This is a genomic window from Microbacterium sp. LMC-P-041 (assembly GCF_030209555.1).
In the GTDB taxonomy this organism is placed as follows: Bacteria; Actinomycetota; Actinomycetes; order Actinomycetales; family Microbacteriaceae; genus Microbacterium.
On sequence record NZ_JARVRV010000006.1, the window covers coordinates 94,568 to 113,234 of the forward strand.

Annotated in this window: 20 protein-coding genes; 6 read left to right on the forward strand and 14 right to left on the reverse strand. The window is 68.5% G+C overall.

Annotated elements, in window-relative coordinates; translation table 11 throughout:
- The 9 genes from QRN21_RS13245 to QRN21_RS13285 all read right to left on the reverse strand — a co-directional run bounded on the left by QRN21_RS13245 (position 1) and on the right by QRN21_RS13285 (position 7,614).
- Complete coding sequence (locus tag QRN21_RS13245; RefSeq protein WP_053097747.1) at positions 1–1,392, reverse strand: MFS transporter; 1,392 nt, start codon at positions 1,390–1,392, stop codon at positions 1–3.
- Between the two features lie 125 nt (positions 1,393–1,517).
- Complete coding sequence (locus QRN21_RS13250) at positions 1,518–1,802, reverse strand: DUF6457 domain-containing protein (protein WP_285364425.1); 285 nt, start codon at positions 1,800–1,802, stop codon at positions 1,518–1,520.
- Complete coding sequence (mobA, locus tag QRN21_RS13255; protein ID WP_285364426.1) at positions 1,799–2,617, reverse strand: molybdenum cofactor guanylyltransferase; 819 nt, start codon at positions 2,615–2,617, stop codon at positions 1,799–1,801. Before mobA ends, QRN21_RS13250 begins: the two co-directional genes overlap by 4 nt.
- Positions 2,614–3,846, reverse strand: coding sequence for a molybdopterin molybdotransferase MoeA (locus QRN21_RS13260; protein ID WP_285364428.1), 1,233 nt, complete (start codon positions 3,844–3,846; stop codon positions 2,614–2,616). Before QRN21_RS13260 ends, mobA begins: the two co-directional genes overlap by 4 nt.
- 108 nt (positions 3,847–3,954) lie before the next feature.
- Positions 3,955–4,164: a hypothetical protein gene (locus QRN21_RS13265; RefSeq protein WP_053099248.1), complete on the reverse strand. Its 210-nt coding sequence runs from the start codon at positions 4,162–4,164 to the stop codon at positions 3,955–3,957.
- Between the two features lie 231 nt (positions 4,165–4,395).
- Positions 4,396–5,316, reverse strand: coding sequence for a putative endonuclease domain-containing protein (locus tag QRN21_RS13270; protein ID WP_285364430.1), 921 nt, complete (start codon positions 5,314–5,316; stop codon positions 4,396–4,398).
- 468 nt (positions 5,317–5,784) lie between these two features.
- The gene (locus QRN21_RS13275) at positions 5,785–6,825 is read right to left on the reverse strand and encodes an LLM class flavin-dependent oxidoreductase (RefSeq protein ID WP_285364432.1); all 1,041 of its coding nucleotides are present in this window, start codon (positions 6,823–6,825) and stop codon (positions 5,785–5,787) included.
- Between the two features lie 63 nt (positions 6,826–6,888).
- On the reverse strand, positions 6,889–7,125 hold the full coding sequence (locus QRN21_RS13280) for a DUF2795 domain-containing protein (protein ID WP_285364434.1): 237 nt from the start codon (positions 7,123–7,125) through the stop codon (positions 6,889–6,891).
- A gap of 66 nt (positions 7,126–7,191) precedes the next feature.
- Positions 7,192–7,614 (reverse strand): Hsp20/alpha crystallin family protein, encoded by a 423-nt coding sequence (locus QRN21_RS13285; protein WP_053097741.1) that lies wholly within the window; start codon positions 7,612–7,614, stop codon positions 7,192–7,194.
- A 123-nt stretch (positions 7,615–7,737) separates the two neighbouring features.
- Here QRN21_RS13285 and QRN21_RS13290 point away from each other — a divergent pair, with 123 nt between their 5' ends.
- Positions 7,738–8,022: a MerR family transcriptional regulator gene (locus QRN21_RS13290; protein WP_285364436.1), complete on the forward strand. Its 285-nt coding sequence runs from the start codon at positions 7,738–7,740 to the stop codon at positions 8,020–8,022.
- A 75-nt stretch (positions 8,023–8,097) separates the two neighbouring features.
- Entirely contained in the window at positions 8,098–9,828 is a 1,731-nt protein-coding gene (locus tag QRN21_RS13295) for a cation:proton antiporter (protein WP_072591881.1), read from the forward strand.
- Positions 9,829–9,891: 63 nt separating this feature from the next.
- On the opposite strand, the gene QRN21_RS13300 is transcribed toward QRN21_RS13295, so the two are convergent.
- The 5 genes from QRN21_RS13300 to QRN21_RS13320 all read right to left on the reverse strand — a co-directional run bounded on the left by QRN21_RS13300 (position 9,892) and on the right by QRN21_RS13320 (position 13,554).
- Positions 9,892–11,319, reverse strand: a complete 1,428-nt coding sequence (locus QRN21_RS13300; RefSeq protein WP_053097738.1) for a dicarboxylate/amino acid:cation symporter — start codon at positions 11,317–11,319, stop codon at positions 9,892–9,894.
- A 141-nt stretch (positions 11,320–11,460) separates the two neighbouring features.
- Positions 11,461–11,799 carry a hypothetical protein gene (locus QRN21_RS13305; protein ID WP_053097737.1) on the reverse strand — a complete coding sequence of 113 codons (339 nt, stop codon included), beginning with the start codon at positions 11,797–11,799 and terminating at the stop codon, positions 11,461–11,463.
- Positions 11,800–11,927: 128 nt separating this feature from the next.
- The gene (locus tag QRN21_RS13310) at positions 11,928–12,158 is read right to left on the reverse strand and encodes a helix-turn-helix domain-containing protein (RefSeq protein WP_285364444.1); all 231 of its coding nucleotides are present in this window, start codon (positions 12,156–12,158) and stop codon (positions 11,928–11,930) included.
- On the reverse strand, positions 12,155–12,934 hold the full coding sequence (locus tag QRN21_RS13315) for a hypothetical protein (protein WP_285364447.1): 780 nt from the start codon (positions 12,932–12,934) through the stop codon (positions 12,155–12,157). The genes QRN21_RS13310 and QRN21_RS13315 overlap by 4 nt, the downstream gene beginning before the upstream one ends.
- On the reverse strand, positions 12,934–13,554 hold the full coding sequence (locus tag QRN21_RS13320; RefSeq protein WP_056279323.1) for a DUF2975 domain-containing protein: 621 nt from the start codon (positions 13,552–13,554) through the stop codon (positions 12,934–12,936). Before QRN21_RS13320 ends, QRN21_RS13315 begins: the two co-directional genes overlap by 1 nt.
- A gap of 226 nt (positions 13,555–13,780) precedes the next feature.
- Between QRN21_RS13320 and QRN21_RS13325 the strand changes: the two genes are divergently transcribed.
- From QRN21_RS13325 to QRN21_RS13340, 4 genes are all read left to right on the forward strand, one after another.
- Entirely contained in the window at positions 13,781–16,306 is a 2,526-nt protein-coding gene (locus QRN21_RS13325) for an ATP-dependent Clp protease ATP-binding subunit (RefSeq protein ID WP_053097733.1), read from the forward strand.
- A 124-nt stretch (positions 16,307–16,430) separates the two neighbouring features.
- Positions 16,431–16,934, forward strand: coding sequence for an amino-acid N-acetyltransferase (locus QRN21_RS13330; protein ID WP_042539928.1), 504 nt, complete (start codon positions 16,431–16,433; stop codon positions 16,932–16,934).
- 9 nt (positions 16,935–16,943) lie between these two features.
- Positions 16,944–17,603 (forward strand): hypothetical protein, encoded by a 660-nt coding sequence (locus QRN21_RS13335; RefSeq protein WP_285364450.1) that lies wholly within the window; start codon positions 16,944–16,946, stop codon positions 17,601–17,603.
- A gap of 279 nt (positions 17,604–17,882) precedes the next feature.
- Entirely contained in the window at positions 17,883–18,293 is a 411-nt protein-coding gene (locus QRN21_RS13340) for a dehydrogenase (RefSeq protein ID WP_285364452.1), read from the forward strand.
- The last annotated feature ends 374 nt before the right edge of the window (positions 18,294–18,667 follow it).

An 18,667-nucleotide genomic window follows, 5' to 3' on the forward strand; every position in this document is an offset into this window, starting at 1 on the left:
TCAGATCCGGTGTCCGGCGAGCGAGGGCCGAGGCATCAGATAGACGAAGACCGTGATGAGGAGCAGCACGATGTAGGCGGCGACGAATCCGCCGAATGCCGGAGCGTACGAACCTGTGCCGCTCTTCGCCGCCGCGAGAACCTGCGGGATCACGAATCCGCCGTAGGCGCCGATGGCCGAGATCAGCCCCAGGGCGGCCGCACCCTTGCGCTGGGTGCTGACAGCGAGCGCGTCGCCCGCGGTCGCGGCACCGCGTGCGGCGAAGACGTTGGGGATCATCCGGTAGGTCGCGCCGTTGCCGACGCCCGCCGCGACGAACAGCAGCAGGAAGCATCCGAGGAAGAGCGCGAAGCTGTTCGCCTCGAGAGTGACGAGCAGCGACAGGGCGCCGACGATCATGAGCGAGAACGCGGCGATCGTCATCCGTGCTCCGCCGAAGCGGTCGGCGAGCTTTCCTCCATAGGGGCGGGCGAGCGAGCCGACGAGGGCCCCGAGGAAGGCCAGCGACAGCGAGGCGCTGCCGATCTGGAACGTCGAGAACTCGGGGAAGGTGTCGGCGATGAGCTTCGGGAAGACGCTCGAGAAGCCGATGAACGATCCGAACGTGCCGATGTACAGCAGCGACAGCACCCACAGGTGCGGTTCGCGCAGTGCGGCGGCGGCCCCGGCGAAGTCCGCCTTGGCCGACGACAGGTTGTCCATGTGGCGCCATGCTCCCCACACGGCCACGAGGATCAGCGGCACCCACATCCAGCCGGCGAACGACAGGCTGAAGGTCGACGCGGCGGTGATCGACACGACGATCGGCACCGCGAGCTGGGCGACCGAGGTGCCGAGGTTGCCGCCGGCGGCGTTGAGCCCGAGCGCCCAGCCCTTCTCCTTCTGCGGGAAGAAGTAGGTGATGTTCGCCATGGAGCTGGCGAAGTTGCCGCCGCCGAAGCCGGCGAGAGCCGCGACGGCGAGCAGCACGCCGAACGGGGTCTCGGGATCCTGCACGACGATGCCGAGCAGGACGGCGGGGATCAGCAGCAGCAGCGCCGAGACGATGGTCCAGTTGCGTCCGCCGAAGCGGGCGACGAGGAACGTGTACGGGAACCGCAGCGTCGCGCCGACGAGGCTCGGCAGCGAGATCAGCCAGAACGACTCGGTGGTGCTCAGAGTGAACCCGGCGGCGGGGAGCAGCACGACGACGATGCTCCAGAGCTGCCAGATGATGAAACCGAGGAACTCGGCGAAGATCGACCAGCCGAGGTTGCGGCGGGCGATCGCCTTGCCTTCGGTGGCCCAGAAGGCCGAATCCTCGGGGTTCCAGCCGTCGATCCACCGGCCGGGGCGGCGTGTGAGGGTCACGGCGGGGGTGTCGACGCTGCTTCTTCCGGTGATCTGGGACATCGCGGCTCCTGCGTTCGAGAGGTGAATGCTCTGAACGTAGGCGGCGGATGTTGCAGGGCCGCACGAGTGCGATTACCGGACGATTACTTCTCGATCACATCGGCGAGGTGGGCGATGAGAGAACTTCAGGAATCCTTGTCTTCGGCGCGCCATTCCCCGGCCAGCTCGGTGATGGTGGCGACCGCCGCAGCGGTGTCCTCACGACTGCCGCCCGCGCGACCTGCGGCGAGGCCGGCGAGGTAGGCGCTGAGCGGTGCGGCCGGGCGCGCGACGCCGTGCGCGACATCCCGGGCGAGATCCAGGAGCAGGGCGACATCGACGGACTCGCGATCGATCCCGAGCGCGCTGCAGACCGCCGTGGTCCAGTCGTCCAGGGCTTCGACCGGAAGGTGTTGCGGCTTGTCGGTCATGTCGTCTCCTCGTCTGGTGCTCCGTCGCGCGGGGGCATCGGTGCCGCGGCGCGGGCCCGTTCGAGATCGTCCCACGTGTCGACATCCGTTGCCAGGTCTCCCGCCGGAATCGCGCTGATGCGCAGGCGCGCCAGCAGCGATCGCAACGACGCGTTGCGGCCGCCGTCGGGGAGAGCCGCGGCGGCGGATCGCAGGGCATCGGTGCGGTAGCGGCCGACGAGCCACTGCATGCGTCCCGACGCGTCGATCAGGCAGACGCCGTCGATGCCGTGCGCACCATTCGTGCTGTCGGCGTCGTCCTTGCCGTCCTTGCCGATTTTGCCGGTCGTGCTGGGGGCGTCGGCCTTGCCGTCCTTGCCGGTCGTGCGAGGGGCGTCGTCCTTGCCGTTTTTGCCGTCGGCGTCGGCCTTGCCGTTTTTGCCGTCGGCGTCGGCGGAGAGGGGCGGATGCCGGTGCAGCAGCGCCACGGCGCCTTCGGCGTTCGGCAGGTCGGCCGCCAGCAGCAGGACGTGGGCGGTGTCGACGAGAGCGAGGCCGGCGGCGATGCCGGCGACCGGTCCGCCGAACTCCGGGGTCTCCCGGGTCCATACGACGCGAACACGGGTCGGCGCCGGCGGACCAACGACCACGATGGGGTCGCAGCCGTCGACGGCGGCGATGGCGCGGTCCAGCAGGGTGCGGCCGCCGACCTCGAGCAACGGCTTGGCAGTCCCGTCGAGTCGTGAGGCCCGCCCGCCGGCGAGGATGATCGCGGCAGTCGGCCCGGACGCCGGTGTCGCGGCGTCCGGTGTCTCGGTCGTGCGCGTCCCGGTCACGAGAGCAGCATCACATCGACCAGGTCGCCTGCCGCGACGGCTGATACGTCGGCGGGCACGACGGCATAGGCATCCGCTCTGGCGAGTCCTGCCGCCAGATGCGCGCCCGACGACCCGTCGGCGGCCGCCGGGCGCACCGACCAGGCGGCCGGGTCGGATCGGTCGAGGGCGACGGGCACGTACTGCTGTCGTCCCACCGGGCTGCGCCACGCTGCGGTGCTGGCGAGGCGGAGCACCGGCCGCTGCAGTGCTGCGCGACCCTGGAGGGCGAGCAGCGCCGGCCGCACGAAGGCCTCGAACGACGCGGCGACGCTCGCCGGATTGCCGGGCAGTCCGAACACCAGCGCGTCGCCGAGGCGTCCGAAAGCCTGAGGCCTGCCCGGCTGCATGGCGACCGCCACGAACTCGATGCGATCGCGCAGCACGTTCTTCACGACCTCATGGGCGCCGGCGCTGACTCCGCCGGACGTGACCACGACATCGACGCGCGCATCGACGAGCGCGCGATCGAGGAGTGCGGTGAAGGCGGCATCCTCGTCTGTCACCGTGTCGACCGAGACGACGTCGGCGCCCGTCTCCGCGCACAGCGCAGCGAGCAGCACCGAGTTCGATTCGGGGATCTTCCCGCGGGCGAGGTCGGCGCCGGGGTCGGCGAGCTCGCTGCCGGTCGAGATGACCGCGACGCGAGGACGGCGACGCACCGGCACAGTGTCGACGCCGGTGGCCGCGATGGCCGTGAGCTGGAGCGGGCCGAGGGTGGTGCCGGCTGTCGCGACGACAGCTCCGGCGCGCAGCTCCTCGCCGCGGCGGCGGATGTTGGCACCCGCGCGAGTCGGCGCGGTGACCACGATCGCAGGAGCGTCCCACGCCTGCAGGCCGTCGCGGGTGTGCTCGAAGGGCACGACGACGGTCGCCGTCTGTGGCACAGGCGCGCCGGTCATGATGCGTGCGGCTCGTCCCTCACGCAGCTCGGGTTCGTCGGCCGACCCCGCCGGGAGGTCGGCGACCACCGCGAGCTCGACGGGGTGCTCGGCCGTGGCCGACTCGACGTCGGTGAAAAGGACCGCGTATCCGTCCATCGCCGAGTTGTCGAACAGCGGCACATCGACCCGAGCGTGCACGGTCGCGGCGAGGATGCGGCCCGCCGCCTGCGCGAGCGGCACCGATTCGGCATCCAGCGGTCGGGTGGCGGCGATCACCTTCGCCCGCTGCTCCTCGACCGTCAGCATGCCGGAGGAGCGAGGGGAGTGGTGATTCGCATGCAGTCAGCGTACGACGGTCGCGGGGATGCCCCGCGACCGCGCCGCCCCTCTGCCCCTTGTTTCCCCGTTCGAAAGTCAGTGCTCGCGGAACATCGGCCAACCGCTGCCCGGCAGCATGTGCGAATGCAACGCGCCCTTCGCCGATTCCAAGGTCGGGTACGTGCCTGTCGCCGCATCGGATCCGGCCATGACGACGGTGTATCCCTCGTCGTCATGTCGGATGCTGCCGACGACGCCGTTCGTGCCGTACGCCACCCAGAGGGCCAGGGTCTTGGTAGTGCTCATCATCGAACCCCTTCCGTTGCGGGTGACCCTACGCCCCGGCGCACCGGAATACCAGCCCCTGACGCGGAGTCTTGGCGGCATTCGCCACATGGCGCCGGTGATGCGGGGCCAGTTGTGCATCGCAAACGGATGATCCGGATGCGGAACTGGCCCCGCCGGGACGCCGGATGCGGAAATGGCCCCGCCTGCGGGCGTGGGAGGGGCGGGGCGGGACGCAGAGATGTGCGAGCGTCAGCGACGGGATGCCATCGCGCGACGGATGCGGTCCATCAGCGGTCGCCCGTCGTCCAGGTCGAGCTGAGTCACGCGGATGACGATCCAGCCGAGGTCCTCGAGATCTCGCTGCCGCTGGATGTCGCGGCGCCACTGATCGCGACTCGTGCGGTGGCCGTCGCCCTCGTACTCGATCGAGATCCTGAGGTCGGGATAGGCCATGTCGCTGCGCGCGATGAGGAGTCCGTTCTCGTGGATCTCGTACTGCACGACGGGTTCAGGAAGACCTCCCGCGACGATGAGCAACCGCGTCTCGGTCTCCTTGGGCGATTCCACTCCTTCGCGCGCACGGGACAGCGCGTCACGGACTCGTCGAGAGCCGGGGAAGCGGCCCCAGGCCTGCAGGCGCTGTTCGATGTCGGTCTCTGTCAGGGGAGGGCGCCCCTGACGCAGCCCGGGATAGTTGTCGGCCGTGCTCAGCACTGCGTCGAGGGCGATGACCACCTGGTCGTCGGTCAGCGTCGCGGCGCACATGAACAGAGCCGCGGCCGGATCGACGACCGGAATTCCACCGATTCGCCAGGGATGGGCCCGTCCCTCTGCCAGGCGTCGGCCGGTGACGCCGCGGCGGCGGACGCGCGCCGAACCCGTCGTCACGACCACGAGGATCGCTGTCTCGACGTTCCAGATGCCGGGATGCGGATACCCCCACACCCGCATCGCCGTCTCCCCGCCGATGAGCTGACCACGGTGCAGGAGGGGCGCGAGGGCGACGACGCGATCGAGTGGTGTCTCCACAGCGGTGACCGAACGCACCCCGCGGAAGGGCCTGTCGAGATCGCGCGCGGATGCGCGACCCCGACCGACACCTGCGGCCGCGGCCTGCCGCACGGAGAAATGGCGCCCGAGTTCGTCGGGCAGGAGTATCCGATGGCGCATCCCATCAGGCTCGCTGGTCGGATGCGTCTTCCGGGCCTGATGACCGCGAGATCCCGAGAGATGTGGACAAGTCGCGCCTGTGGACAGATTGAGCGCCGCGTTCTTCCGGCGTGGGGCGGGGCCACTTCTGCATCCGGTGCCGCGAGCGGGGCCAGTTCTGCATCCCGTGCCGCGAGCGGGGCCAGTTCTGTATCCGGTGCCGCGAGCGGGGCCAGTTCTGCATCGGGTGCCGCGAGCGGGGCCACTTCTGCATCTGAAACCGGCGTTTCGGATGCACAAGTGGCCCCGCCTGGCGGCGGGATGCGGAAGTGGCCCCGCTCGCGTGCACGAGCGCGCGCGGCGACAAGCGAGTGGTGACCAGCGCGGCGACCAGCGCCCGGCGACGAGCGCGCGACGGCCCAGCGCGCGACGGCACGCGGCGCCCCCTTCGCCTACAGCCCGGCGCCTACAGCGCGGTGCCCGCGGCGCCTACAGGGCCGCGGCGATGAGCTCGAGCGTCTGGGCGCGGCCGGCGGCGGCGTCACGAGGCTCGGACTCGTATGCACCGGCGACGGGCGACAGCATGACCTCGTCGACGCCGTACTTCTCGGCGAACGCGCGCACCTCGGCGGCGACCGACTCGCCGGTGCCGACGAACCAGCGCGAGCGGGCGGCTTCGACGACCTGGTCGGTCGCGGCATCCGATTCTGCGGCGAGGGCCTCTCCGACGGTCTCGAGTGCGATGAGCGGCTTGTTGAGGCGCAGGCGCGACATCATGCGCAGCTGCGGAAGGGCGCGCGCCTCGGCCTCTTCCTGTGTCGGCGCGGCGACGACGTTGACCGTGAGGAACGTCCGCGGCTCGGGGTGCTCTTCGCTCGGCTGGTAGCCGGTGCGGTAGAGGTCGAGTGCGCGTTCGAGGCCCTGTCCCGAGAAGTGGTTGGCGAAGACGTAGGGCAGGCCGTGGGATGCCGCGAGCTGCGCCGAGTAGTCGCTCGATCCGAGCAGCCACACCTCGGGGCTTCCGGTGGCGGCCGGGGTCGCGTGCACCGTGTACTCGCCACCCGAGGTGAAGCGCACGGTGGCGCCCTCGCCCGAGATGAGTGCGGCGATGTCCTGCACGTTGCGCGGGAACTGCTCGACGTCGCTGGTCGTGCCCGATCCACGCAGCAGCTGGGTGATGACGGGGTCGCTGCCGGGGGCGCGGCCGAGGCCGAGGTCGATGCGTCCGGGCGCGATGGCCTCGAGGGCGGCGAACTGCTCGGCGACGATGAGCGGTGCGTGGTTGGGGAGCATCACTCCGCCGGATCCCAGACGGATCTGCGTCGTGCGCATCGCGGCGGCGGCGATCAGCACCGGGGGAGTGGTGGATGCCACGGCCGGCATGTTGTGGTGCTCGGCGAACCAGTAGCGACGGTAGCCGAGCCGGTCGGCGGTCGCGGCGAGATCGAGGGAGGAGGAGATCGCCTCGGCACTGGTCTGGCCGGTGCGAACCGGGACGAGGTCGAGGACGGAGAGCGCGGTGGAAGTCATCCCCGAATGCAACGGCGGGGGCGGGCGGGGCATTCCCGTCCGCCCCATCGTCGCCGGTGCGTCTCAGACAGCGACGAGACCTGCGGATGCCGAGGGCGTGAACTCCTCGGTGAGCGCGCGTCGCGTGAGGTGATAGCGGATGTGCCAGGCGGCGCTGAAGCTCTGCTCGGGAAGCTGGGCGAGGGCCGTTCGGTCATCGGGGCCGAGGCCGTCGCGGGCTGCTTCGCGGAGCAGGTCGTCTCTTGTCGCCGGGTACTCCATGCCGCGGAGGAACCGGTCGAGAGCAGAAGAGGTGCGCATGGGATCGTCCTTTCCGAAGGGAGAGCGGGGTGGGCCGGGGTTGTGCGCCCCCGGCCCACCGAAGGGTCAGGCGGTGATCGACTGTCGGTTGTCGCTCGACTCGACCTCGATCTTGCGGGGCTTCGCGCGCTCGCTGACCGGGATGATCACCGAGAGCACGCCGCTCTCGTACGAGGCGCTGATCGCGTCGAGGTCGACGCCGTCGCCGAGCGAGAACTGGCGGAGGAACGAGCCAGCCCCGCGTTCGCGTGCGAGCCAGCGGACGCCTTCGCGACCGTCGGCCGTGCGCTGCGCGCGGATCGTGAGCTGTCCGCCGTCGAGGTCGACGTCGATCGAGCCCGGATCGATGCCGGGGAGGTCGGCGTGCAGGATGTACCTGTCGCCGTCGCGGTAGAGGTCCACCGGCATGAGACGCGGTGCGCGGACGGAGTCCAGCACGCTCGCAGCGAAGCGGTCGAGCTGACTGAACGGATCGAAGGACATGGCCATGAGTGTCTCCTTTCGTGTGGCCCGAGCGGGCGTTCTCCGGTGCAGATTATCTGCAACCGTTGCTATAGATTTTTTATAGAACAACGCGAGATAGAATGCAAGTGCGTCGAGAGGGAGGTGCCCATGGGTGATCGTGATCCGAGCATGCCGGTCTACGGCATCGCCGTCGCCGCGCAGCTCAGCGGGGTCCCCGAGGCCAGCCTCCGACTCTTCGAGGCGAAGGGGCTGGTCACGCCCGCGCGCAGCGAGGGCGGCACGCGCCGCTACAGCGATGACGACCTCGAGCGCATCCGCCGGGTGACCGGGCTCCGCGTCGAGGGCATCAACATCGTCGGCATCCGTCGCGTGCTCGATCTGGAGGATGAGAACGCCGGCCTCCGCGACGAGTTCGCCGACGATCGCCCCTGATCCGCGGCCCGCTGCGCCCCGTGACCGACGCGGCTGCGCCCCGCGACCGACGCGGGAGGGCAGTACTTTAGGGGCATGGATGCCGAGATCTTCTACGTGCTCGTCGGTGCTGTCGTGGTGGCCGCGATCGCCCGATGGCGCGGCTGGCCGGCGCCGCTCCTCGTCACTGTCGTGGCGCTCGCGGCATCCTTCCTGCCCTTCGTGCCGGATGTCGAGATCGACGGCCATCTGCTGCTGAACCTCGTGCTGCCGCCGCTGCTCTATTCGGCGGCCCTGGACGTCTCGTTCGTCGGCTTCAAGCGCAGCCTCCCGCAGATCCGACGGCTCGGCATCTGGCTCGTGCTGCTCACGGCGCTCGCGGTGGGGTTCGTGGCCTGGTGGATCATGCCGTCGCTGACCCTGCCGGGCGCCCTGCTGCTCGGCGCGATCGTGGCGCCGCCGGATGCGGTGTCGGCCGCCGCGATCGGCCGCAAGCTCGGTCTGCCGCGCCGCATCATGACGGTGCTCTCGGGCGAGAGTCTGATCAACGATGCGACCTCGTTGACGCTGTACCGCGTGTTCGCAGCGATCCTCGCGGGCGCGACCGTGTCGGTGTGGGGCGGCGTGGGGCAGTTCCTGCTGGCCGTCGCCGTGGGGGTCGCGATCGGACTCGTCTTCGGCATCCTGCTGCATCAGCTCCGCATGCGGATCAACGATGCGGTCGTGATCGGGACCTTCGGCCTGCTCGCACCGTTCGGCGCCTATGCGATCGCCGAGCACCTGCTGGGTTCCGGAGTGCTCGCGGTCGTCGCGATGGGCCTGTACGTCGGATACAACTCGCCTCGCACCGATTACACGACCCGCCAGCAGGAGAAGCCGCTCTGGCTGTCGGCCGATCTGCTGCTCGAGAGCTTCGTCTTCGCGTACATCGGTCTGCAGTTCCCCCGGGTGCTCCGCGACCTCGGCAGCGAGTCCGTCGAGCAGATCCTCGTGCTGTCGGGCATCGTGCTGCTGGTCGTCCTCGTGGTGCGTCCGCTGTACATCTATCCGACGAGCGCGTGGGCGAACTTCCAGGACCGCAAGCGCCTTCAGCGCTGGGATCGCGGCGTCGAGAGCGGGGAGTTCGAGAAACGTCATGAGAAGTCCCGGCGGTGGGGGCAGTTCACGGCCGACGAGCTGCGGACGCACATCGTGCGCGACCAGATGGCCGGGCTGCAGCTGACCTGGAAGGACAGCGCGGTGATCTCATGGGCCGGTATGCGCGGCGTCGTGACGCTCGCGATCGCTCTCGCGGCCGCCGATCTCGCGACGCTCGACGAAGAGGCCTCGCACGCGATCGTCGTGGTGGCGTTCGTGGTGACCGTGGGCACGCTGCTGCTGCAGGGGCTCACGCTGCCGATGCTGATCCGCCGCCTCGGGATCGAGGGAGACGTCGATCACGATGACGACCAGCGTGCGCTCGCCGCGGTGCGGGAGAAGAGCCGAGAGGCCGGCAAGGCGTTCCTGGCCGAGAAGCGCGTCGAGTGGGAGGCCAAGTACGGCGAGGTCGACCTGGGAGTGTTCGATGCGTTCACGAAGCGCATGACCCGCGTCGAGAAGGACACCGACGACGCGCAGCAGGTCGAGGATGCCGCAGCTCGCCCGTCCTTCGACGACCTGGCTGCCCTGAGTCGGGGATGGCTGCAGGTGCGCCGTGACATCCTGCTCGCGGAGAGGGACGCGGGCAACCTCGATGAAGAGCTCATGCGCGAGCTGATGACGGCGATGGATGCCGAGGAGCTCGCGCTCGACACCCGCGGTGCCACCCGCCAGCAGGGTCGCGCATAGCGGGAGACGGACGAGCGCCCCGCCCCGGAAGGGACGAGGCGCTCGGGCGGTGACGGAAAGAGGTCAGCGGGTGCTGGCCGGCTCGGTCTCGGATGCCGCGGCATCCGCCTCGGGTGCGTCGTCGTCGGCCGAGTCGTCGGCGAACGGCAGGCCCTCGCGGGGCGCGTTGTAGAGCTCCTCGTCGAGGATCCCCTCGCGCTTGGCGACGATGGTGGGCACGAGCGCCTGGCCCGCGACGTTGACCGCGGTGCGGCCCATGTCGAGGATCGGGTCGATCGCGAGCAGCAGGCCGACGCCCTCGAGCGGCAGGCCGAGCGTCGACAGCGTCAGGGTGAGCATCACGGTCGCGCCCGTGGTGCCCGCGGTGGCTGCCGAGCCGACGACCGAGACGAGCACGATCAGCAGGTACTGCACGAGGGTGAGTTCGATGCCGAAGAACTGCGCGACGAAGATCGCGGCGATGGCCGGATAGATGGCGGCGCAGCCGTCCATCTTGGTGGTCGCGCCGAACGGCACGGCGAAGGAGGCGTACGAGCGGGGAACGCCGAGGTTGCGTTCGGTCACGCGCTCGGTGAGGGGCAGGGTGCCGATCGACGAGCGGCTGACGAACGCCAGCTGCACGGCGGGCCAGACGCCCGAGAAGTACTGCCTGATCGACAGGCCGTTGGTCTTCACGAGCACCGGGTAGACGACGAAGAGCACCAGAGCGAGACCGATGTACACGGCGATCGCGAACCAGCCGAGCGAGGCGAGCTTCTCCCAGCCGTACTCGACGACCGCGGCGCCGATCAGGCCGAAGGTGCCGATGGGGGCGATGCGGATGATCCACCACAGCACGCGCTGGATGACCTTGAGCAGCGACTCCGTGAACGCGAGGAAGGGCTCGGCCTTCTTGCCGGCCTTGAGCGCAGCGATGCCGACGGCGACCGCGATCACGATGACCTGCAGGATGTTGAAGTTGACGCTCGAGGAGAACGTGCCCTCGGTCGCGCCGGGGTTGGTGCTGACGCTGAGGCCGAGGAAGTTCTGCGGGATCAGACCGAGCAGGAAGTTCCACCAGGTGCCCACGGTGTAGGGCGCGCTCGGGGCGAGGTCGTCGCCGGCGCGCGACCCGGGCTGGATCACGAGTCCGAGCACGATGCCGATGCTCACGGCGATGAACGCGGTGATCGCGAACCACAGCAGCGTCTGACCGGCCAGGCGTGCGGCGTTCTGCACGCGCCGCAGGTTCGAGATGCTCGCCACGATCGCGGTGAAGATCAGCGGCACGACGGCCGTGCGCAGCAGCGTGACGTACGAGCTGCCGATCGTGTCGAGGGTGGCCGAGAGGCCGTTCGGCTCGTCGCCGGTCGCTCCGAGCTGACGGGCGATCAGGCCGGCGGCGATGCCGAGGACGAGTGCGGCGAGGATCTGGAAGCCGAACGACGTCAGCAGCTTCCGGACGGGACCGCGGGTGTCTGGCGCCTTCGTGGCGCGGACGGTGGTGCTCATTGGATCGGGGACTCCAGAATCGGTGCGCGCCGTGTGCGCGCTATCCGTCCACGCTAGGAGCCGCGCCCGCGACCGGAGGCGGAGATGACGAAGGATGACGGATGCCGCAGCATCCGTCATCCTTCGTGGTCGGCCCGGGGGTCAGCCCGCGCACTTCTCCAGGTTGTCGGTGAGGATCTGCGTGGTGAGTGCCTTGTCCTCTTCGCTGGACTGCTTGTCCTCGCCGTTGGCGATGTAGGTGAGGGTCTCGTTGCTCAGGTCGGAGTCGACGAGGGCGTCGGCGAAGCAGGTCGCGACGTCGTCCGTCACGACATCACCGAGTCCCTGCTCTTCGTAGACCTTCTGGATGCCGTCGGCGACGTCGTCGACCGCGGGGCGGGACGTTCCTCCGCAGGCGGCCAGCGAGAAGGCGAGTGCGGCGATGGGCAGAGCCATGAGGATGCGGGAGGGTGTGCGCAGGTTCCGGTCGTTGAGCTTCATGCGGTCAACGCTATCGACCCACAGGAGATTCATAGAAGGGGTTGCGCTGAGCATGCCGTCCGTGATGCTGTCCCGCGGCCGTCACCCGAGGGCGGTCATCGAAACAGGAGCCCCCATCGCGGTCCCCCCTACGCGAGCACCAGCAGGTCGCCGACCTGGCAGTCGAGGGCGTCGCAGATCGCGCGCAGGGTCGAGTACCGGATCGCCCGCGCGCGGTCGTTCTTGAGCACCGACAGGTTGACGATGCTCACCCCGACGCGTGCGCTCAGCTCGGTCAGCGTCATCCCTCGCTCGGCGAGCAGCTCGTCGAGTCGGCAGTGGATGCCGGTGAGCTCGTCGTCGTTCTCCGCCGGGCTCATACGAGACCCCGAGTCTCATCCTCGAGGGCCGCGTTCGTGCGCTGCAGCTCATCCCGCTCCTGTTGCAGCCTGAGGCCTTGACGGAAGACAGCGGCCAGAGCTGCGAGCATCAGCGCGCCGACGAAGGGGAGCGGAGTCACGGTGAGCTGGAACTGCGAGGGGTACCACTCGCTGTCGGGTGGGAAGACCTCGCGGAGTCCTGCCGTCGCGGCGATGCTGCTGAGCAACTCAGAGGCGATGCCGAAGACGAGCACGGCGATCGCCCCGCCGATGAGCGCGCGGGTGATCGTGCGCGAGAACGCACGACCGCGCAGGGTGTTGAAGCAGATCACGGCCAGGATGATCGCGGGCAGCGTGTCGAGGATCCCGGTGGTCAGCTGCGCGGCGCCGGCGAGAGCGCGGAGCCCGAGCGACGCGTTCTCGACCGTGAAGTCGGTCAGCTCGGTGCCGCCGCAGTTGAGTACGGCCCCGGGCGTCGTGCTGAGGGTCGGGTCGAGGCAGGGGAGAGACGACGGCCAGTCCATCCACACCAGGGTGCGACCCGAGAGTTCCGCCCAGCCGACCTGGAAGATCTTCACGACGATGATGACGCCGCCGAGCACGCTGAGGATGATCCACATCCCGCTGATCGTCAGAGCGGCATCCAGCGCCACGGTCTTGCTGCCGCGGCGACGGCCGATCCACACGAAGAGTCCGACGACCACGGCCATGGCGACCAGAGTGATGCCGATGAACCGCAGGGAGTCCCAGACAGAGTCCGCTCCGAATGAGATCATCAGACGAGCCCGTCCGTGTCGCGCTGCAGCCGGTCGCCGATCACGAAGACCGTGCTGATGAGGGCGAGGACGAAGGCCCCGAGGACGAACGTGAACGGCTCGACGCTGATCACGGCGTTGTCCACCCCGTTGTCGGTGATCCTGGCGACCGTCGCGTTGGCCAGCATGTTGTCGAAGAAGCGCACGGTGGCGAACCCGACCAGGCCGGCGATCCCGGCGGTCGCGACGAGAGCGGTGTTGCGGCGGCTGAAGACGCGGCCGGTCAGCACGCTCCGCGCCAGCAGGATCAGGCATCCGATGACGAGGACGATCGTGAGGATCTGCGCGACCTGCCCGATGATGCCGGGCACGGCGGCGATCGCCGGAAGCTGCGGGGCGGTGATGATCGCACTGTCGAGACCGACCGTGATGGAGTCGCCGGTGCTGAGGGGCAGCTCGACAGGAGCCGTCGAGCCGACGAACTCGACCAGCACGGGCACGTCGACCCCGCGAGCCAGTTCGATGATGCGGATGATCGAGAACACCGTGATGTAGGCGGCGATCAGTGCTCCTGCGATGCAGAAGCCGATCAGGGCTCCGGAATCGCCGCGAGAGATCGTGCGGTCCTTCGTCGAGGTCATCGTCCACTCCTTATCGAGAGTCGTTATTACCGATAATCGTTAACATAACGACTGTCGATAAGTCCGTCAACCCCGGTGGTCCAGGAGACGCGTCGCCGACGGTCACGGCACTATGCCGACGGCGAACACGGGCATACTGCCTGCGCACGGTGGTTACTCTCGATGTACAAGCGCTTCACGCGTCTTCGCCAGTGTCGAACAACACGTGCGAATAAGGAGTCACAGCATGTTCGAGAGATTCACGGACCGAGCCCGTCGAGTGGTCGTCCTCGCCCAAGAAGAGGCGAAGATGCTCAACCACAACTACATCGGCACTGAGCACATCCTGCTCGGCCTCATCCACGAGGGTGAGGGTGTCGCAGCCAAGGCGCTCGAAAGCCTCGGCATCTCCCTTGACGCCGTCCGCGAGCAGGTGCAGGACATCATCGGTCAGGGCCAGCAGCAGCCCACCGGTCACATCCCGTTCACGCCGCGCGCCAAGAAGGTGCTCGAGCTCAGCCTCCGCGAGGCCCTGCAGCTCGGTCACAACTACATCGGAACCGAGCACATCCTGCTCGGCCTCATCCGCGAGGGCGAGGGTGTCGCAGCCCAGGTCCTCGTCAAGCTCGGCGCCGACCTGAACAAGGTCCGCCAGCAGGTCATCCAGCTGCTCTCGGGTGCCCCCGGACGCGAGCCGGCAGCCGTCGGCGCGCAGTCGAACGACACCCCGAGCGCCCAGGGCGGCTCGCAGGTGCTCGACCAGTTCGGCCGCAACCTCACGCAGGCCGCGCGCGACAACAAGCTCGACCCGGTCATCGGGCGCGAGAAGGAGATCGAGCGGGTCATGCAGATCCTGTCTCGCCGCTCCAAGAACAACCCCGTCCTGATCGGCGAGCCCGGCGTCGGCAAGACCGCCGTCGTCGAGGGCCTCGCTCAGGCGATCGTCAAGGGCGATGTGCCCGAGACGCTGAAGGACAAGCAGCTCTACTCGCTCGACCTCGGCTCGCTCATCGCCGGTTCCCGCTACCGCGGTGACTTCGAAGAGCGTCTCAAGAAGGTCACCAAGGAGATCCGCACGCGCGGCGACATCATCGTCTTCATCGACGAGATCCACACCCTCGTCGGTGCGGGTGCCGCCGAGGGCGCGATCGACGCGGCCAGCATCCTCAAGCCGCTCCTCGCTCGTGGCGAGCTCCAGACCATCGGCGCCACCACCCTCGACGAGTACCGCAAGCACTTCGAGAAGGATGCCGCTCTCGAGCGCCGCTTCCAGTCGATCCAGGTGAACGAGCCGAGCCTCCCTCACACGATCAACATCCTCAAGGGGCTGCGCGACCGGTACGAGGCGCACCACAAGGTGCAGATCACCGACGGCGCGATCGTCGCGGCATCGAACCTCGCCGACCGCTACGTGTCGGACCGCTTCCTGCCCGACAAGGCCATCGACCTGATCGACGAGGCCGGCGCACGCCTGCGACTCAGCATCCTGTCGAGCCCGCCCGAGCTGCGCGAATTCGACGAGAAGATCGCCAAGGTCCGCGAGCAGAAGGAAGTCGCGTCCGAGGACCAGGACTTCGAGAAGGCCGCATCGCTGCGCGACGAGGAGAAGAGCCTCCTCGCCGAGCGCCTGCGCCTCGAGAAGCAGTGGCGTTCGGGTGACGTCGCGACCGCTGCGGTCGTCGACGAGGGGCTGATCGCCGAGGTGCTCGCACAGGCCACCGGCATCCCGGTCTTCAAGCTGACGGAAGAGGAGTCCTCGCGACTCGTCTTCATGGAGAAGGCGCTGCACCAGCGCGTCATCGGTCAGGAAGAGGCCATCGCGGCGCTCTCCAAGACGATCCGCCGTCAGCGCGCCGGCCTCAAGGACCCGAAGCGTCCCTCGGGCTCGTTCATCTTCGCCGGCCCCACGGGTGTCGGAAAGACCGAGCTCGCCAAGGCGCTCGCCGAGTTCCTGTTCGACGACGAAGCGGCTCTCATCTCGCTCGACATGAGCGAGTTCGGTGAGAAGCACACCGTCTCGCGTCTGTTCGGTGCCCCTCCCGGGTTCGTCGGATTCGAAGAGGGTGGCCAGCTCACCGAGAAGGTGCGCCGCAAGCCGTTCAGCGTGGTGCTGTTCGACGAGATCGAGAAGGCCCACCCGGACATCTTCAACTCGCTGCTGCAGATCCTCGAAGAGGGTCGCCTGACCGATGGTCAGGGCCGCGTGATCGACTTCAAGAACACCGTCATCATCATGACCACCAACCTCGGTGCGCGTGACATCGCCGGTGGTCCGGTCGGATTCCAGATCGAGGGCGTCAACTCGACGAACTACGAGCGCATGAAGGGCAAGGTCAACGAAGAGCTCAAGCGCAACTTCAAGCCCGAGTTCCTCAACCGTGTCGACGACATCATCGTGTTCCCGCAGCTGTCGAAGGAAGAGCTGGTGCAGATCGTCGATCTGTTCACGAAGCGCCTCGGCGAGCGTCTGCTCGACCGCGACATGACGATCGAGCTCTCGCAGGCCGCCAAGGAGCGTCTCATCGAGATCGGGTTCGACCCGGCGCTCGGTGCCCGTCCGCTGCGTCGCGCGATGCAGCACGAGGTCGAGGACCGTCTGTCGGAGAAGATCCTGCACGGCGAGCTGAACCCCGGCGACCACGTGAAGGTCGACGCGAAGGACGGCGAGTTCCTCTTCGAGCACGGTCCCCGTGGCGAGAAGGTCGCGGTCGGCGTCAACACCGGTGGAGCGATCTCCGGCACCCCCGACCTGGCGGTCGCCAGCGGGGAGTGACCTGATCACAGAAGGGGCGGATGCTGCGGCATCCGCCCCTTCTGCGTGTCCGGGGGACTCCAGCACTCCGGCATTCCGGGCTCGCTCAGGGTCTGGGGAGGTGACGGGTTCTAGGCTTGACGGTGTGAGCGAGTACATCGTCCGGCCTGCGCGCAGCGCCGACATCATCGGCATCCGGAACCTTCTGCAGCCGATGGTCGAGCAGCGCATCCTGCTCGGCAAGGATCTCGCTGTGCTCTACGGCGCCGTGCAGGAGTTCGTCGTGGCCGAAGCCGACGGCGAGCTGATCGGATGCGGTGCGCTGCACGTCTTCTGGGAGGACCTCGGCGAGGTGCGCACCCTCATGGTCCGCGGGGACTGGCTGCACCACGGCGTCGGCGGCGCGATCGTCGGCGCGCTCGAAGAGCAGGCTCGCGAGCTCGGGCTCAGCCGACTGTTCTGCCTGACCTTCGAGGTCGACTTCTTCGGACGCCGCGGATACTCGATCATCGGCGAACAGGTCGTCGACCCCGACGTCTACTCTCAGCTGCTGCGCAGCGGCGACGCAGGTGTCGAGGAGTTCCTCGATCTCGCGCATGTCAAGCCGAACACGCTCGGCAACACCAGGATGCTGAAGAGCCTCAACTAACCTGAATCAATGCCTCGCCACTCCGCCGCCGTCTATCGTCGCCGACGATTGGTGACCCTCGTCGCGGCGATCCTGCTCGTCGCCGTCATCGGCGCCGCGGTGTGGCTGCTCCTGGCGCGCCCGTGGGCCAGCGCCGCCGAGGCGACGCCCTCGCCGAGCGCCTCGGCCTCGGGATCCCCGTCGCCGGATGCCACGACCTCAGAATCGCCCGCAGCCGAGTCGCCGTCTCCTGAGCCGTCGGCCGATGAGACACCCGGGATCGTCGCGTGCGAGGCCACGGACGTCGAGGTGGCGGCCGTGACAGATGCCGATTCGTACGATCCCGGCGTGCTGCCGCAGCTGTCGATCTCGCTGACGAACCGCGGGTCGACCGACTGCGCGATCGACGTGGGGTCGACGACTCAGCGGATGACGGTGTCGAGCGGCACCGATGTCTGGTGGACGTCGACCGACTGCCAGGAGAACCCGAGCAGCATGGTCGCCACGCTCACCGCCGGCGCGACCGTGACGAGCAAGGTGCCGGTCACCTGGGACCGCACGCGGTCGAGCGTCGAGACCTGCGCGGACGAGAATCGGCCGCGAGCTCCCGGCGGCGGAGCGTCGTATCACGTCGCTGTCGAGATCGGCGGCTTCAAGGGCACGACGACGAAGCAGATCCTCCTGTATTGAGGCAAAAACTAGCCAAAGGTCTTGAATACAGTCCTGCACTCAGTTTCGGGTGACACTGCTGTTTCTTTGGGATACCATTGGAGTGACCCTCGCAGACTTGCGGCGCATGCCATCCCCAGTGGCGTCGAGCACAGCGTCCCCAGCGCTTCGACATGCCGCCCGAGGGTCCGTGGGCCCTCTCGAGTACCCCAGTCCCCAATGGATGACTCGAGAGGGCCCCTTTCTTCTCCCGGCTCGGTTTCGGACCGCGCTGCGGCATCCGCTGAATATGCTGGATACATGGCAGCGAAGAAGTCGAAATCCGCGAAGAGCAAGCCCGCACCTGAGGATTTCCGGTCGGATGCCCTCGCCCAGGCGTTGGAGAAGCAGGACATCGCCGCGGTCGCTCTCGCACTGCGCCACGGCACCACGGTCGTGCCGCTCGTGAAGCCCGGCGCCCGCGACAACCCTCTCGACAGCGGCGAGGTCTGGACCTATCGCGACCCCAACTCGGGCGATCTGGCACTGCTGCTGTTCAGCGATGCCAAGAACAAGCCGGCCAACCTCCCGCCGGGGGTCGGCATCTACAGTGCGCAGTGGCTGCGGAAGTTCCTCGGCGCGCACCCGATCACCACGGTATTCCTCGACATCGCGGGACCGCACCCGATGCAGGCCTCGCCCGAAGAGCTGCTCAAGGCCCTCGACGCCTGAGTACCGGTGCGAGCTCGCGTGCTCTCGCGACCGGCGCAGGACCCACGGCCCGTGCCGGGTCACTTTCGCATCGGATGATCTGTGCGGGGTCAGTTCCGCATCGGATGATCTGTGCGGGGTCAGTTTCGCATCGGATGATCTCTGCGGGGTCACTTTCGCATGCCGATCGCCCGCTTGGGGTGCGGAAGTGGCCCCGCTTGGCGGTGTGGTGCGGAAGTGGCCCCGCTTGACGGTGCGGTGCGGAAGTGGCCCCGCTTGACGGTGCGGTGGGGAAATGGCCCCGCGGTGTGGTGTGGTGCGGTGCGGAAGTGGCCCCGCTTGACGGTGCGGTCCGGATGTGGCCCCGCTGACGGTGTACGACCCGGCTGAGCGCG

Excerpts from the sequence above, each read along its gene's own strand:
- QRN21_RS13245 (WP_053097747.1), bottom strand. The coding sequence starts at position 1,392 with ATGTCCCAGATCACCGGAAGAAGCAGCGTCGACACCCCCGCCGTGACC.
- QRN21_RS13250 (WP_285364425.1), bottom strand. The coding sequence starts at position 1,802 with ATGACCGACAAGCCGCAACACCTTCCGGTCGAAGCCCTGGACGACTGG.
- QRN21_RS13260 (WP_285364428.1), bottom strand. The coding sequence starts at position 3,846 with ATGCTGACGGTCGAGGAGCAGCGGGCGAAGGTGATCGCCGCCACCCGA.
- QRN21_RS13265 (WP_053099248.1), bottom strand. The coding sequence starts at position 4,164 with ATGAGCACTACCAAGACCCTGGCCCTCTGGGTGGCGTACGGCACGAAC.
- QRN21_RS13270 (WP_285364430.1), bottom strand. The coding sequence starts at position 5,316 with ATGCGCCATCGGATACTCCTGCCCGACGAACTCGGGCGCCATTTCTCC.
- QRN21_RS13275 (WP_285364432.1), bottom strand. The coding sequence starts at position 6,825 with ATGACTTCCACCGCGCTCTCCGTCCTCGACCTCGTCCCGGTTCGCACC.
- QRN21_RS13280 (WP_285364434.1), bottom strand. The coding sequence starts at position 7,125 with ATGCGCACCTCTTCTGCTCTCGACCGGTTCCTCCGCGGCATGGAGTAC.
- QRN21_RS13285 (WP_053097741.1), bottom strand. The coding sequence starts at position 7,614 with ATGGCCATGTCCTTCGATCCGTTCAGTCAGCTCGACCGCTTCGCTGCG.
- QRN21_RS13290 (WP_285364436.1), top strand. The coding sequence starts at position 7,738 with ATGGGTGATCGTGATCCGAGCATGCCGGTCTACGGCATCGCCGTCGCC.
- QRN21_RS13295 (WP_072591881.1), top strand. The coding sequence starts at position 8,098 with ATGGATGCCGAGATCTTCTACGTGCTCGTCGGTGCTGTCGTGGTGGCC.
- QRN21_RS13300 (WP_053097738.1), bottom strand. The coding sequence starts at position 11,319 with ATGAGCACCACCGTCCGCGCCACGAAGGCGCCAGACACCCGCGGTCCC.
- QRN21_RS13305 (WP_053097737.1), bottom strand. The coding sequence starts at position 11,799 with ATGAAGCTCAACGACCGGAACCTGCGCACACCCTCCCGCATCCTCATG.
- QRN21_RS13310 (WP_285364444.1), bottom strand. The coding sequence starts at position 12,158 with ATGAGCCCGGCGGAGAACGACGACGAGCTCACCGGCATCCACTGCCGA.
- QRN21_RS13315 (WP_285364447.1), bottom strand. The coding sequence starts at position 12,934 with ATGATCTCATTCGGAGCGGACTCTGTCTGGGACTCCCTGCGGTTCATC.
- QRN21_RS13320 (WP_056279323.1), bottom strand. The coding sequence starts at position 13,554 with ATGACCTCGACGAAGGACCGCACGATCTCTCGCGGCGATTCCGGAGCC.
- QRN21_RS13325 (WP_053097733.1), top strand. The coding sequence starts at position 13,781 with ATGTTCGAGAGATTCACGGACCGAGCCCGTCGAGTGGTCGTCCTCGCC.
- QRN21_RS13335 (WP_285364450.1), top strand. The coding sequence starts at position 16,944 with ATGCCTCGCCACTCCGCCGCCGTCTATCGTCGCCGACGATTGGTGACC.
- QRN21_RS13340 (WP_285364452.1), top strand. The coding sequence starts at position 17,883 with ATGGCAGCGAAGAAGTCGAAATCCGCGAAGAGCAAGCCCGCACCTGAG.